We start from the raw sequence: 14,383 nt of genomic DNA, 5'->3' as shown, positions 1-14,383 counted from the left end.
AACCAATCTGGAAGGAAAAGTTCGTAGACTGAACCTGACCTGACAGAACACCGCGTCAAAGCCGGTAACTGTCAGACGGAGTCTCGACTACTACACATCAAATGATGGCGGCTTCTTTCAGCCGGCCCTCGTTGCGCTGCCCCTCCGATCTGACCGCCAGGCTTTGAAACAGCTCTCGGCGGGCATGCTTCAACAAGCATTCAACCGCCCTCACCTTTATTCCCATAACCTCCGCGCAAGCAGTCACCGTCAGGCCTTCCTGGTAGAATAAGGCCAACGCCATCTGCTGCCTGTCTGACAGGGCGCCCGTCGCTTTTCCGAGACTGCCTTCGAATCTCGCTGGCGAAAATCCAAAAGCAATTTCCGAACCGGCATCATGGGCGCCGCCCGGCTGATCGGGTGCCGGAAAATTCATCCGGCGCCGGTGATCCATGGCACATTCCAGAGTCAGGCGGCATAGCCAGGCGGAAAAATTCGGTTCTCCCCCGCGCCACCGCCGCGCCTCTTTCCACACCCTGAGGAAGACCTCCCGGGCAATGCATTCCGCGTCGGACTGATGAGTGACAAAAAGCCTGGCCAAGGCGACTGTCCCGCCGATATGGCCCTGCACCAGCCGACGAAAGGCCTTCTTGTCACCTGTCCGGATGGCAGTCAGCACCATCGCGTCACAAAAGGTCTCTGCAGCCTGCCCCAAAGCAGCCCGCTCTTCCGGCACAAGGTGGGAACCGCACCCGGGAGGCAGGCCCGGAACCTCCAGACAGGCATCATTCTCAACGGATGGGCCGGTCAAGCTGTCCGGCTTGGCCTTAGATGCCATAAATCCGCATCGCGTCGTTCCGACCGGATGCGCCTGCAGCAAAATAGTGATAGCATTTTTGAACAATTTGATCATGGGGCGGGGTCACCCTTTCCCGCTGGGACAAGGCGTTGCCCCTTCCGGCATTCTTCCAACAACACGCTTTCAGACGGCTTACGCGGCAGCCTCATTCAATCAGCCCCTTTCACGATCGCCTAAAAGCCCACAACCTGACTATGCTTCATCATCTGACAAGCTGGCTGAATGACCCGTGCACTATAATTCGATAGCTTTGGATTATAAGGGAGCCGAAAGGTCAGACCTTATTTCTTGCCAAATGCTGAGCAACCGGACCGACATATTCAGACGTTATGAATTCGCCATTTGGCACGTTTGAAAAAATATCGCGCGCCAGCTTGGGATCGCTGACCAGGGGAACTCCCGCCTTCCGCGCCTTGGCCAGCAACATGCGGACCGTATCATCCTGGCCTTTCCCAATCACCTGGGGCAATGGCGTTTCACCGGCGACATATTTAAGCGCAACAACCGCGCCGCCGCCGAAAATCACCATGCAGGCCTCAGACATCTTCGCGCCTTTTTCCACAATTTCCCGACCGATCTGTTTTCTTTGCCCTTTGATCATCGGGTCGCCTTCGCTTTGCTTATATTCGCGTTTTACCTCATCTTTGGACATTTTCAGGGACTTGTTGTGCAGGGCCTGCTGCAGTTTCAGGTCAATCACGCCAATGACCAAAAACACAACCAACGTCACCACCGACAGTTCAAAGACAGACTGGCGGAACACAGCGCGCAAACATTCCTTGCCGCACACCGGGATCCACATGATCGACTGCATTGCCCCCGTCACGACCAAATAGGACGTGACAATCAGAATTGAGAGCTTCAACAGGCTTTTTATGAATTCCAGCAAATTCTTCATATTGAAGATTTTCTTGACGCCTGAAACCGGGCTGAGCTTTTCCATTTTCGGCATCACCGGTTCCAGGGAGAAAAGAAAGCCGACACTCATGTAACCGGGGAGAAGCACAGACAAAAGTGACAGAGCCAGAAAGGGCCCGATCACCGTGAGCAGCAGCTTGTAAAAAGCCTCGGTCGCCAGTCCCAGCGCTTCGTCAAACGGAGTTGTATAAACAATGGTGACATAGTCCAGAAACTCCGACATCTGGTTCAGCAGGCTGTCCCATTGGATCATGAAATAGGCAAAGGTCGCCGCCATGCCGCACGCCATGACAAAATCCTTGCTCTGTGCGACCTGCCCCTTCTTGCGAGAATCCCGTTTTCGTTTCTCCGTCGGGTCTTCCGTTTTTTCACCGCTCATAAGAGAACATCCCGAAAAGATCCCTGATAAGCGCGCGCTGGAATTCGAAACCGTCTTCCATCACCGCAAAAAGGCCCGGCAAAAACATCAGGATGATGAGAAATGCGATACCGCTTTTAATAGGCATCGCCAGAACAAACACATTGAGCTGAGGCGCAAACCGCGTGACAAAGACCAGGGCCAGTTCGCTCAGGAACATCATCAGCATGATCGGGCCGGCAATGATCAGGGCCAGCTCCATCATATTATCCAGCAAATCCAGGTAAAACACGGCATCCCGGGCGGCCAAATCCGGAAAAAACGACAGAACGGGCCAAACCAGATAACTGTCATAAACGATCCCGAGCAACAGATCGAAAGCCCCGCTTATGAATAGCCAGATCAGATAGAGAAAACCGAAGAAAGCGCCGAGCGGCTGAACTTCGTCCTGGGTGATCGGGCTGCTGGTGGAGCCGGCAGAGGCCCCGCGCTGCGTATCAATAACCGTGCCTGCGGTTTCAAGCGCCCAATATGGAAAGCCAGCGACCATCCCTATAAGAAGCCCCAGAAGAATTTCCTTGGCCAGGATCGAGGCCATGTACCACATATCCATGAATACCGCATGGCTCAATGCCCCCCAGACCCTCGGAAATGCCATCAGCGCAAGCGAGAATCCCAAGACTCCCATAATTGCGGGCGGGACAATGGCGCGCTGGAAAATCGGCGTGATCGCCATGAAAGCAAACAGCCGGCAGCTTGACAGCAATACCCCTCCGACAATCCTGGAAAGATCCATCTGGCCGCCGCCACCGAATAACTCATGCAGCAGGGGGATAATCGTGTCTTCCATATGCCGTCACCGCGTCAGATAGGGAAAACTCTCCAACAGCCGGTCCAGGAATGAGATCAGTTGATCCCCGATCCAGGGAACGAGAATCATCAAGGTGATAGTCACGCCGACAAGCTTCACAGCAAATACCAGCGTTTGTTCCTGAATCTGCGTCAGGGCCTGAAAAAGCGCGACGGCGAGCCCGACCCCGGTGGCGACCAGGATCGGCGGCAGGGACAGCCAAAGAATGATCTGCACAGTCTGGTAACCAAAATAAACCAGCGTTTCTTCCGTCATTGCCTTCTTCCTTTATTGATAGCTTAGCACCAATCCGTGCAACAGGCGGTTCCATCCGTCCACAATGACAAACAGGAACAGTTTCAACGGCAAAGAGATCATCATCGGCGAGACCATCATCGACCCCATGGCCAACAGCAGATTGGACACAATCAAATCAATCGCGATGAAAGGCAGATAGAGCATAAAGCCAATCTCAAACGCCCTGGTTAATTCGGAAACCATGAATGCGGGGACAAGCAGAAGCAGGCTATCGGCCTCCGTTGCTTCCGCCATGTCCGCAGGCCACATTTTCTTGGCGGTTTCACTGAAAAACGAGAACTCGCTTTCTTTCACCAAATGTTTCAAATGCCCTTTGATCGGCTCTGTCGCGAGTGAGATGGAGTTTTGAATTCCGCTGAGATTATCCATGGTGACGGCTTCATTCTGCGAAGCCACAGTCGTTGCAATCTCTTTAAACAGAGGAGCCGATATGAAAATCGTCAAGATCAGCGCCGTGCCATAAAGCACCATGTTTGGCGGGGCCTGCTGAAGCCCCAGGGCCTGTCGGAACAAAAAAAGCACAACAACGATTTTCGCAAATGACGTGGTCATCACGATCGCAAAGGGGACAAGCCCCATCATCATCAGCAGGATCAGAATCGGGACCGGATCGAAATGGCCTTCCATCACTCCAGGTCTCCAACAAGCCGCACGCCAAGCTGATCCCCCAAACGCACGAGGACGCCGCTGCTCAAATGCTGCCCATTTGCCTTAACCTGCACCATATCATTGAAACTCTGACCGATTTCGAGCACATACCCCGGTCCGATCTGTTCGACATCCGCGAGCAAAAGCTGGATTTGAGCCAACTCCACGGTGATGTTTACCGGTATCTCTTTCGGATTGAGCGGCAATTCGTCACCATGATCAGCCGCTGCCTGACCAGCCCTATCCCCCGGGGCCGGAATTTCATTTTCCGGGGATGATGACTGTTCAGATACCGCACCCAGTTCTTCTTCATCAGGAGACATTTGTCTTTTCCTTATCAGCTCAGAGACAATCAGCCTTGTGTCATCGACCGCGCATATGGCTGTCAGCCAGGGCAATATCAGCTCACATCGTTCCAGCGCATGGGGCCCCGCAAGCAGAATGTCCCCGCATGAGAGGGAACGAAATGTTCCAAGATCCAGTTGCCGCATGCGGAAGACGGCTTTCGCGGGAAAGGACAAACCCGGAAGGGGCGATGTGCATAAGGGCATGAACTGGTCAATCGCCCCCATCACGGCCCCCAAGAACGCCATGTCGCCCTCAATCGTGGCCGATCCAATAATCCGATCCCCGGCACTGACCACCAGCAAAGCGCCCCGGACAGTCGCGTTTTCGCTTTCCGTTTCCTCCTGAACCCCGGTTGAAAGACGCAATCGAAGGTCCAGCGAGGTTTTTTCGAAAAGCCAGTTCTGAAGTCCCAGCAACACCGCATCCAGTGCGACTTGCGTCACGGATTCCGGCAGCCCATGCCAATCAACCGCCGAATCAAAAAATCTCAGACAGAGAGCCACCAGCCCTCTGTCCAGCATCAAACGGCCGGATTGCCCTCTTGCCTCCAATCCCGATTGATAATGGATGTCGGAACAGGGCCGGTGAGGCATCAGGTTAATCTGGAAGCGCCCGCCCAGGATATCCATGGGAACCCGAACGGCATTCATCCGGTATATCAATTCAGAATGCGTCGGATCCTCGCTCGGCAGACCGAGGAAATCCCCAGCCTCCAAAGGGACTGCGGAACCGGCAATCTGGCTGTCTGGCGGATGCATGGCGCCAATGACCATCATGCGCCTCCTTTCAAGCTGATCAGGCTTTCCAGCGCTTCCTCTTCCTGTCTCTCGGCAGCCTGGCACGCCTGCGACTTAAGCTCCTTGGAAATCTCAAGGCTTATCTCTTGAATTTTTGTACGTTTCCGCGACGCGGCATGATGGGCTTGCCGGGCTTCCTCCACGCGCTCTTTCGCTTGCAAAACGCGCTCGGCCGCCTCTTGCGCGGCCGCCTTCCGTCGCAATCCCTCGTTTTGGATTTCTTCCCATTGAAAGCGGAACCATTCCACTTCCTTCAGCCCCACTTCATGTCCCAGCAAACCTGCCGTTAACGCTTGAATGCGCTGTTCCCGCTCCACGCCGAAACGCTGCAGGGCTTGGTCCGCCTCAGCCTGTGCCGCCCGTGCCTGTTCCAAAAGGGCAACGACATTTTGCAAATCCTTGAGCAATCGTTTCTCGCGGCGGGAATGCAGTCCCTCCAGGACAGTCATGACATTCTTCATACCGCCAACTCCGCCAAAGAACCGATTGTCTCTTCAAACGGGGTGAAATCATCTGTCCGCTGTCGCAGGAAACCGTTGATGGCATCAATGCGCGCAATAGCAAGATCTGCCAGGGGGTCGGCACCTTGCTGATATTCGCCGACCTTAACCAGCAGCTCCACCTCCCGGAATTTGGCCATCATCTCCTTGACGGACAGGGCATTGGAACGGTGTTCTTCGGCTGTGATCATCTGCATGACCCGGCTTGCGCTCGACAGAACGTCAATTGCCGGATAATGGCCCGCCGCCCCCAGTTCCCGCGAAAGGATGATATGGCCATCAAGCAGGGAACGCGTTTCATCCGCGACCGGCTCATTCATGTCATCGCCTTCAACAAGGACCGTATAGAATGCTGTGATCGACCCTTTGGCGGACTGGCCAGTCCTTTCCAGCAACAGCGGCAGCTGGGCGAACACGGACGGCGGATATCCGCGCCGGGTCGGCGGCTCCCCCGCGGCAAGGCCGATGGATCTCTGCGCCCGGGCGAACCGGGTCACGCTGTCCATCATCAGAACCACCTTAAGCCCCTGCTCCCGATAATATTCCGCGATAGCCGTGGCTGTATAGGCGGCTTTGACCTGTTCCATTGCCGGCCGGTCGGAAGTGGCGACAACCAGGACCGAACGCGCCATGCCATCGGCCCCCAGCTGATGCTCCACAAACTCCCGCACCTCGCGCCCACGCTCGCCAATCAGGGCCAGGACGATGACATCGGCCGCGCAACCTTTCACCAGCATGGAGAGCAAGGTCGACTTGCCGCCGCCGGCCGCTGCGAAAATGCCGATGCGCTGCCCCTCGCCGCAGGTCAGCATGCCATCAAGGGCGCGCACCCCCATGGGCAGGGCACGGTCGATCATCCGGCGATCAAGCGGCCGGGGCACATCCGCATAGGCCGGCTGTTCAGCCTCGCATTGGAACCGGCCCTTTTCTGAGACATCCATCGGGCGGCCCATGCCGTCCAATATCCTCCCCAACAGACCGGCCCCCACAGGAACCGCATAGGGCCGGCCCAGGGATGAAACCCGAATGGATGAAGAAAGCCCCCGCATGTCTCCAATGGGCGTCAGCAAAGCAATACTGTCTTGAAAACCAACAACTTCCGCCTCCAGGGAAAAAGTCGCATCCGCACTGCTCAGCTGACATAAATCCCCCAGCCTGGCATCCGCCAGAGCGGCATGGATGACCGTGCCGACAACCTGGGTCACGCGGCCATATTGATGGCGCAGCTGCACCTCACGCAAATCCGTATCGAGCGGAAAAGATAGCTCGGAAAGCTCAGCCGGCCATTCCATGTTCCACCCCTTCCCCGCTGGTGCCCCGGTTGCCCTGGCAATCTTGGAATTCACCTCCCTTGCCATGGCAGGCCTGCTGTTCCAGAACCGTCTTCAATGTTGAAAGCTGGACATTGAAACTGGCATCGAGCAAACCGTCTTCCGTCTCCACAACCAGGGAACTCACCTCCATTCCCTGATCGGGCACCACTACAGAGATCTGTTTCCCATGATCCGATGCCGCCCGGGACGACAGCCAGGCCTGAACATCCGGCATAACAGAGGGGGCAACCCTCAGGACCAGACGGTTTTTCGCCCGCAATGTCTCAAGCGTTTCCGACGCAATGGCCTTCACCAATTCGGCATCGTCCCATTGGCCGACAATTTTCCTGATGCAGGTGATGATGATACCGGGCAGCACTTTATCCAGTTGAAGAAGCTTTTCCTGGAGGCAGTCCGCATTCGCCTGGATACGCCTCAGCAGGTCCGCCTCACCTTGCGCAAAACCCGCCTGCCGGGCTTCCTCAAAAATCTCCTCCCGAAGCGTATGGGCATCCTCTATCAGCTGATCTGCCCTTGTTTGGGCCTCACTGAGATATTCATTTCCATTCAGATAGGCCGCATGGGCCTGGCGGCTGATCACGGGGCCCATCAATTGCAGCCGGGCATCCAGCCCGCTGGCATCATCAGCCATCGTCATACCCCATCCCCAATGAGCCTGCCGCCAATTCAACCGCCAAAAGCGATTGCCGGAAGTGGGAACAGCTGACCGGCTGCTCGGATTCATGGAATTTCAAAACAGCCCTGTCCCGGATCGCCGCCGACTGCGCAATCATCCAGGCGGAAAAACAGTCTGACACGATCTGAGCCAGAGACAGATTTTCCACGGAGCCAAAAGCCTCAAGGGCGTCAGACTGTTCACCTGACTGAAGGGCATGGGCGATATCTTCAATGCCAACACCACTCTCATTTGCAAGTTGCCTTAAACTCGCGCCATCAAGCAGGCTCGCCAGCTTGCTTCGGGCCAGGATCAGGCCCGCCACTTTGAAAACCCGCATCATCTCGCCTGCACTGCGCAGAGCCAGCCTGGAAAGCGGCGGGCGAAAGTCGAAATCCACCGATGCCAATCCCGGAAGGAGGGCGATCAACCGACGGGACAAGGCGGCGACGCCGCCTTCTTTCCGCAAGAGCTGAACAAAGTGATCCGTTTCCATTCCGCAAATATGCGCAGCCCGTTCAGGCATCGCATAAGCTGCGGGCATGCAGTTGAATGCCAGCACAGATCTGAACAGGTCCGGCCGCTCTGCATAATAGCTTCGGAGGTCACCGGAAAGATTCATGCCGCCTCTCTCTGCTCTGGGGCGGAGGGATTGTCGTTGGCGGCGGATTTTCCCTGCCGCCCGCGCCACAGCCAGATGCCTGCAGCCGCCACGGCGGCAACCAGCATTCCAGCGAGCATCGCCAGCAGCAGCATCAGATGAAGACGCCAGACGCTCTCTTCCGATAACCAGAGCCCGTATTGGCTGATGGTCGAACGGTCGGACGGCATCTCTTCAAACTCAATCGGAAACAGCGCGACCGCGACATTTTCGTAATTCAGCCCCTCAATGCCGTTGCTGATCAGCCGCTTTATCTTTGGGATATAGGCATCAAAGGAATATTCCGCGCGATGCCGGATAAACACGGATGCCGACGCAGAAACCGCCTCTCCGTTTACGTTTTTCTTTTGCGGCAGGACAACATGAACCCGGGCTGATAATACGCCTTGAATATCATTCAGCGTCTGGGACAGTTCCTGGCTTCTGGCATACAGGAACCGGGCGCGTTCCTCGGTCGGGGAGGACACCATGCCTTCCTTCTTGAACACCTCCCCCAGGTTGGAAAACCGTTTGCGCGGCAGTCCATGCCGCTTCATCACCTCCATCGCGCGCGCAAAATCCGCCTCCGCGATCAAAAGGGAGACCGACTGCTTTTTGCCCACTTTTTTCTCAACCGAAATACTACTCCGCTGAAGCAGGGCAATCATCTCATTCGCCTCATTCTCGCTGAGATCTCCGTACAGCTCGACCTGACAGGCTGACATCAGGATTGCCAGCAATGTCCCAAGCAACAGCCTTTTCCAACAGGATCGGTCCAAACGCATCAATTCATGCTCCTCGTCGCGATGGGAAGGGCAGAAATCAAAGCTCCGGCAATCTGCCGCATGCCAGGCTCAGCATCCGCCCGTCAAAGCGCCGGCAACCGCGCCCGCAGCATCCGAAATGCCGCCAGCGACGGTATCGGCCACATCCTCCGCCGCCCCCACAGCGCCACTCAGGGCGCCGCCGACAATCGGCACTTCTTCGGCAAGGCTCTTTGCCAGACCAAAGCCGGCGCCACGGATATCGTCATTGAGCATGAAGGCCGCACCGCCGAGAATTGGCGCCGCCAGATTGGACATCATCATCCCCGACATACCATCCAGCAAGCCCCCGGACTGCTCTCCCCCCTCCCCCTTGGCGTCGGCCGCGCTCTTTTGCGCAGAAGCCACTTTCTTCTCGACTTCCAACTGCAGGTTATTCAAGGCTTCCGCCATCTTCGGATGAGAGGTCTCGACATTGAAACCGGCGACTTTCATGGTCGAGCTGTTTCCATCACCGGAACCGTAACCGCCCAGTTGAATGGCAAAATTGTCTAAGGTGGATTCTGTGGCCGTCGTCATCTGAACTCTCCATCAAAACAAAGAAATCTATCAACGATTAGAGCCCCGATCCCTCGCATGGAGGAATTACAAAAAACCTATAAACATATCAGCGGCGGTTATCCCGGCACCCGCCGCCCACATGCGCCTGGGGCAAAAGCGGTCACCCCGCCAAAGCCAGGCCAATCATGCTGGTCACATTCATGTTTCTTTCGGCGATGCGGCTGCCCCCCTCCGCCGCCTGCATGACGGGATTGAGCGATGTTACCGCTTTCCGGCTGGCTTTTTCATGATTTCGATGCCGATTGTCGATCGAAACGAGATGCACTTCCTTTGGCAGGCTCTTCATAACCTCATCAAGATTTTTGCCGTCCAACAGGCAGCTCAGCAAACTTGTATGCAGCTTTTCCTGCAATTCGGCGCTTTCACGATGCGACCGCGTCCTGCCGCCCGTCGCGACCATCTTGCCAATCGACGGACAGTCAGACCGCCTGGTTTCAGCCCCAAACACCGCCCCAATATCCCCGGAGGTTTTTTGCGTATAGAGGGATTTTGCTTTCTGGTCGACCGCCTCTTCGTCCATGACGAAGAAATCCATCATCGACTGACCGTATCTTCCATACAGATATGACAAAGTCTGAGAGAACATCTTGTCTTTTTCGGACACCTGCCGGACCTTCGCCGCACTGGCCGTTTCCACGAAACAGTCGGTCACCTTATAATCCACCCGCTTCAAACCGATATTTTCCAGGGTCAATGCGATCTTGCGTGCGGCTTTCAGCTTCCCTTTGCTCTCCGTTTTCTGGTCCGTAATGGACAGATCAGGAATCGCGTAATAGGCCGGTTCCGGATCTGCGGATTTCAGGAAATCGCTGCCGGAAGGATTTGTCACCACCTGCCCCATCAATCGGCCATGGACGGGGGACTTGATGCCAATTGCCTCCGTCTGGCCGCTTTGCGCATGCTTGTCCTTCTTTCTGATCGGCACAAAAGGCACTTTCTCGACAACGGGCGCCTCCGAGATCGTATCGGCGCCAAAACATGTGACGGCCATCAGGGGATATGTCCCGCCCCTGATGTGAATGGACTGGCGGCCTTCCTCTTCAAGAATCTCCGAGGGGTGGCCCAGAATGGTCTCGATCCTGCCGCCCAACTGAATGCCATCGCCTTCGGAGATCCGCAAAATACGGACTTCCGGCTCTTCAAGAAACCGGTCCGTCAGTGCGGCAATGTCCGGATCCATGGCGCCGTCGCGGCCAAAAGCTGAGGAACTGTCCGAAATCTTCCAGCAGTCGGCAACGATCATTTTGTCTTTATGGCTGGTAAGCTTCACTTCGCGGGGAAACAGGACCGCCGTTTGGGAGCCGTCCGGACTGGCGATTACCTGCTGAAGATGCACCGCGACCGCCGTGTCTTTCAGCTGACGCTCATCACTGGCTCTATGTTTGAACACGCCGTCCTTGGCCAAGACACTGTCGGCGGGAACAGCCAGATATTGTTTGATCTGTTTTCCCGTTTCCATTCCCGCAACCGGCTTGCCGCATTTTACCAGTTTATGGGTAAGGCCGCGCCCCGGCATATCGATGGATTTTTTGCTTCGGTATTTGCCCCGGCGAAGCTTGTAATCATCCCTGTTGGCGATGCTGTCCCAGGGCATCAGCAGAGGCTTGCCGGCCGTTTTATGGAAATGGATTGCAACAGCCTTTGCCCGCAGGCCCTTTATCTCCGCAATATCCTTCTTAGTGATGAAATTCGACAAATCCACGGCAGAGCCGGATTCCCCCTGCGCAATGGTTGTTTCGGTCGCATCGCCCGCCTCATCCAGGGAAACGCCATCTGTCGCGATCCTGTCGCCCAAACGCCCCGGCAGGCCGGAATCCGAAATCCGCGCCTCAAATTGCGACAATATCTCGATGCCCAGAGTGGCCTGTTTCAAAATCCCCTGTCTTTTGTGATGTTCATTTTCCGCTGGGTCCAAAAGTCTTATTTTTGCTTCCTGCGACTCCTTGATCCGGGTCAGGATCGCAATCCCGTTCCTGATCCGCCGTGTGCCCTTTTCAAACCCATCGATAATCCCCCCGCAGACCAGGCAGAAACTCTTCAGCTTTTTTTCTTCCAGAGTGATTTCCTTGAACCTGCCAAGACCGTTTCGGTCAGCCGATGGCCCCGCCGGGGAACTGTCTCTGGCGGAGGCTTCCATCTGCGCCGGGATTTCCCGCAACAAGTCGCTTTCCCTGATTTTTTGAAAATCTGCCGACATCTTCTCGAATTGCGCCAACAGATCGCCTGCGCCCAGCCGAAAGGACTTTGCCCAATCCTGTTGTTGGGTTAATCCGGCGATTTTTTTCAAGGCATCCTTTTCATTATGCCCGCCGCCCGGTTCTTTCCGCTCCAAATCCCCCGGCTCTGAAGACCTGGTCAAGCTGTCGCGCCGGCTGAGCAGGCGATCGGTGGTGATATGGGCGCGATCCGTTTCAACCAACAGCGACCCTTCCAACAAGCAGCGGGGGCTGGACGGCGCAGATCCCCATGATCTACATGTTTCCCAATCCGCCTCTGAACCGCCCGGATCCGACGGGGTTGAAGACATAACTGTCCGTGGGCTGCATGGGTTTGGCATTCGTCTTTTCTCACCTTTGATGATAGAAAGCCAAACCCTATGGCGGTCCCGGCGGGATCGGAAATTGATTTTGCGGAAACAACGATAATCATTCGATATATATCAATAAATCTGAAACAAAACCGTCGCCATATTGAAATAATCCTTTTGATTCAGGCCCACTTCCAATGCCGCGTCTTGCGATCAGCAACAGGTAAGGCATGCGGCGCGAAGGTGCCTTTCTAATTTTTTCCCATCCATCCGATATTCTTCTAAAACCATAGGAGATCGCTATTGGACCGGCGATGAATGAAATGGGTAGGTAAGCGGAAATCCCTCATTGCCAAAGGACTGCTGCCATGGTCGATCGATTTCCTGCCACCCCTTCCCCCAATACGAGCGTGCAGGCCTCCCCGGCCGGCCCGGCCCATCAGGAAGGGAAGGACAAAGACAGTGCCGCCCTCGGATCCGAACGCCCGCCTTCGCCAACTCTGAAGCATGGCGCGCTGCAGCGCACCCAACAGCCCCAGGGGCAAGGACAGGCGGCCCGAACAGAGACCTTAAAGGCAATCAGCGTGGCTTTGGATAACGGACAGGTCGCGGTCGGGGATTATCGATCTCTGGGCCAGACCAACCGGGCGTTGCGGCATAAACTTGAAACCGATCAGACCACAAGGGCGGTGTTATTCCGCAGGCAGGATCTTTCCTTCCCGGATCCGGCCAAGACCGATGGCGCGCTGAAGCTTTCTATGGGGCCGGGACAGGACCATCTCCTCTATGAGACCGGGGACGAAAAGGGTCCTGCCCGGCATTTTCCATCCCAGTTCCTCAACACCAGCCGGACGATGCTGTTAGCAAAAAGCGACGGTCTTTATCAACGGGATTTTTTCGGTGGCCAGCCCCGCCAGATTTCAACGATTCCGCCGCACAGTGACAATACAACGATCTATGGAGACCGGTTTGCAACAGTGGAGGCTCAATTCCTGGCCTCGCCGGACGCGGCCGGTTTCACCCTTACTCCGCCCCGGATCATCGATCTTCAAAGCGGACAGACAATCGAACTGGACCATGATGACATTCAGTTTGACAAACAGGCCCTCGAAAACCACGCGCCGGAAGAAATCGAGTATTTTGTCCTGGGCGGCGCTACGGAGGGCAGCAGAAAAGCCGTGATTTTCGACGCCAAAAGCGGCGCGCAAAAAGCCGCCGTCACCCATGACCAGGACATCACCTCGGCCCTGCTTTCAAGGGATAACAGTTTTTTGGTCACCAGCAGCGAAACAACCGATAGGGACCGGGTCATTAAAATCACAAGGCTGGAAACTGACCAGACCATCGAACAAACCTTCCCCCTCGGCGTTTTCAACGAAGACATCAAACTGTCGCCGGACGGCAAACAGATGGCCCTTTGCATGAGCGAAATGCATATGAGCGTCATTCCGCTGGATGGCGGTGTGCCAAAACTGATCCCGTGCCATACCGGTATTGAATCAGAGTTTTCTTTCTCCCGGGATTCGGCATCGCTTCTGATCACACCGGCTGGCGGGGAAACCAGCATCCATGATATCGCTTCCGGACTGACAAGCGGCCCTTTGGCCGGCGCATCCACGATTACCAAGGAAAAAGACTGTATCCTGACCGTTGATCCTATGTCCGATCAGCAAGTCAAGATTCAGTTTCTGGATTTGATCGCCAAGACGCAGATCGAGCTCTATCACAGCAAAGAATCCGGCAATTCAGTTTTTTTTACATCCGAAGACGCCCACAGGGTCGCCGCCGTCGACTATCAGCCCGATCCGCATGGACCCGTCGGCAGTACGGCGCTCACACTCTCGCTTTATGACATGGCGCACCAACACTCTCTCGGCTCGGTCCAACTGACGGCCCCTGTCAGCAGGCTCGAATTCTCCCCGGGCGGCCAGGCCATTGCTTTTCAGCAGGGCCAGAAAGACAGGGTCCAGTTCATCCATTTCGAAAGCCACCAATATTCAGAAATTCAGCATAACGGGGAAATCCATGAAATTGCGTTTTCTGATGACGGATCGCTGATCGCCACGGCATCGGATGACGGAGAAACCAGGATCGTTTCCATACGGGATTCCAAAATGGTCAAGGCGATCCAGCATGAAGCGCCGGTCACGGACATTCGCTTTTCATCCGATGGCAAACTGGTGCTGACCAGTTCAATTGACAAGTCAGCGTTATCTAACGCCTCGGCCGCACGCCAGAAGGAAATGGTTTCCAGCCTGTATCGCTAA

14 protein-coding genes are annotated in these 14,383 nt (G+C 55.7%); 1 reads left to right on the top strand and 13 read right to left on the bottom strand.

The window, feature by feature from the left end; genetic code table 11:
- Positions 1-97: 97 nt before the first annotated feature.
- The 13 genes from DFP90_RS21910 to DFP90_RS21850 form a co-directional block, all read right to left on the bottom strand.
- Positions 98-892 carry a sigma factor-like helix-turn-helix DNA-binding protein gene (locus DFP90_RS21910; RefSeq protein WP_115939561.1) on the bottom strand — a complete coding sequence of 265 codons (795 nt, stop codon included), beginning with the start codon at positions 890-892 and terminating at the stop codon, positions 98-100.
- 220 nt (positions 893-1,112) lie between these two features.
- Positions 1,113-2,135: an EscU/YscU/HrcU family type III secretion system export apparatus switch protein gene (locus tag DFP90_RS21905; RefSeq protein WP_115939559.1), complete on the bottom strand. Its 1,023-nt coding sequence runs from the start codon at positions 2,133-2,135 to the stop codon at positions 1,113-1,115.
- Positions 2,125-2,964 (bottom strand): type III secretion system export apparatus subunit SctT, encoded by an 840-nt coding sequence (gene sctT, locus DFP90_RS21900; protein ID WP_115939557.1) that lies wholly within the window; start codon positions 2,962-2,964, stop codon positions 2,125-2,127. Before sctT ends, DFP90_RS21905 begins: the two co-directional genes overlap by 11 nt.
- 6 nt (positions 2,965-2,970) lie before the next feature.
- A complete protein-coding gene (sctS, locus tag DFP90_RS21895; protein WP_115939555.1) occupies positions 2,971-3,240 on the bottom strand; it encodes a type III secretion system export apparatus subunit SctS in 270 nt (89 codons plus the stop codon).
- A 12-nt stretch (positions 3,241-3,252) separates the two neighbouring features.
- Positions 3,253-3,909, bottom strand: a complete 657-nt coding sequence (gene sctR / locus DFP90_RS21890) for a type III secretion system export apparatus subunit SctR (protein WP_115939554.1) — start codon at positions 3,907-3,909, stop codon at positions 3,253-3,255.
- Positions 3,909-5,054, bottom strand: a complete 1,146-nt coding sequence (locus DFP90_RS21885; protein WP_115939553.1) for a FliM/FliN family flagellar motor switch protein — start codon at positions 5,052-5,054, stop codon at positions 3,909-3,911. Before DFP90_RS21885 ends, sctR begins: the two co-directional genes overlap by 1 nt.
- The gene (gene sctO / locus DFP90_RS21880; protein ID WP_115939552.1) at positions 5,051-5,536 is read right to left on the bottom strand and encodes a type III secretion system stalk subunit SctO; all 486 of its coding nucleotides are present in this window, start codon (positions 5,534-5,536) and stop codon (positions 5,051-5,053) included. The genes DFP90_RS21885 and sctO overlap by 4 nt, the downstream gene beginning before the upstream one ends.
- Positions 5,533-6,867 carry a type III secretion system ATPase SctN gene (sctN, locus tag DFP90_RS21875; protein WP_115939550.1) on the bottom strand — a complete coding sequence of 445 codons (1,335 nt, stop codon included), beginning with the start codon at positions 6,865-6,867 and terminating at the stop codon, positions 5,533-5,535. The genes sctO and sctN overlap by 4 nt, the downstream gene beginning before the upstream one ends.
- Positions 6,851-7,546 (bottom strand): type III secretion system stator protein SctL, encoded by a 696-nt coding sequence (gene sctL, locus DFP90_RS21870; protein WP_181905515.1) that lies wholly within the window; start codon positions 7,544-7,546, stop codon positions 6,851-6,853. Before sctL ends, sctN begins: the two co-directional genes overlap by 17 nt.
- Entirely contained in the window at positions 7,533-8,186 is a 654-nt protein-coding gene (locus tag DFP90_RS21865) for a hypothetical protein (RefSeq protein ID WP_115939546.1), read from the bottom strand. Before DFP90_RS21865 ends, sctL begins: the two co-directional genes overlap by 14 nt.
- On the bottom strand, positions 8,183-8,989 hold the full coding sequence (gene sctJ, locus DFP90_RS21860) for a type III secretion system inner membrane ring lipoprotein SctJ (RefSeq protein WP_115939544.1): 807 nt from the start codon (positions 8,987-8,989) through the stop codon (positions 8,183-8,185). Before sctJ ends, DFP90_RS21865 begins: the two co-directional genes overlap by 4 nt.
- Positions 8,990-9,058: 69 nt before the next feature.
- Entirely contained in the window at positions 9,059-9,547 is a 489-nt protein-coding gene (locus DFP90_RS21855) for a hypothetical protein (RefSeq protein ID WP_115939542.1), read from the bottom strand.
- Between the two features lie 142 nt (positions 9,548-9,689).
- Positions 9,690-12,008 (bottom strand): hypothetical protein, encoded by a 2,319-nt coding sequence (locus DFP90_RS21850; protein ID WP_147301107.1) that lies wholly within the window; start codon positions 12,006-12,008, stop codon positions 9,690-9,692.
- Positions 12,009-12,484: 476 nt separating this feature from the next.
- Between DFP90_RS21850 and DFP90_RS21845 the strand changes: the two genes are divergently transcribed.
- On the top strand, positions 12,485-14,383 hold the full coding sequence (locus DFP90_RS21845; RefSeq protein ID WP_115939538.1) for a WD40 repeat domain-containing protein: 1,899 nt from the start codon (positions 12,485-12,487) through the stop codon (positions 14,381-14,383).

The sequence above is a fragment of the Aestuariispira insulae genome, from assembly GCF_003385955.1.
GTDB classification, from domain to species: Bacteria; Pseudomonadota; Alphaproteobacteria; order UBA8366; family Aestuariispiraceae; genus Aestuariispira; species Aestuariispira insulae.
Note: the sequence above shows the minus strand (reverse complement) of the source record. Positions and strands in the feature narration are given on the sequence as shown.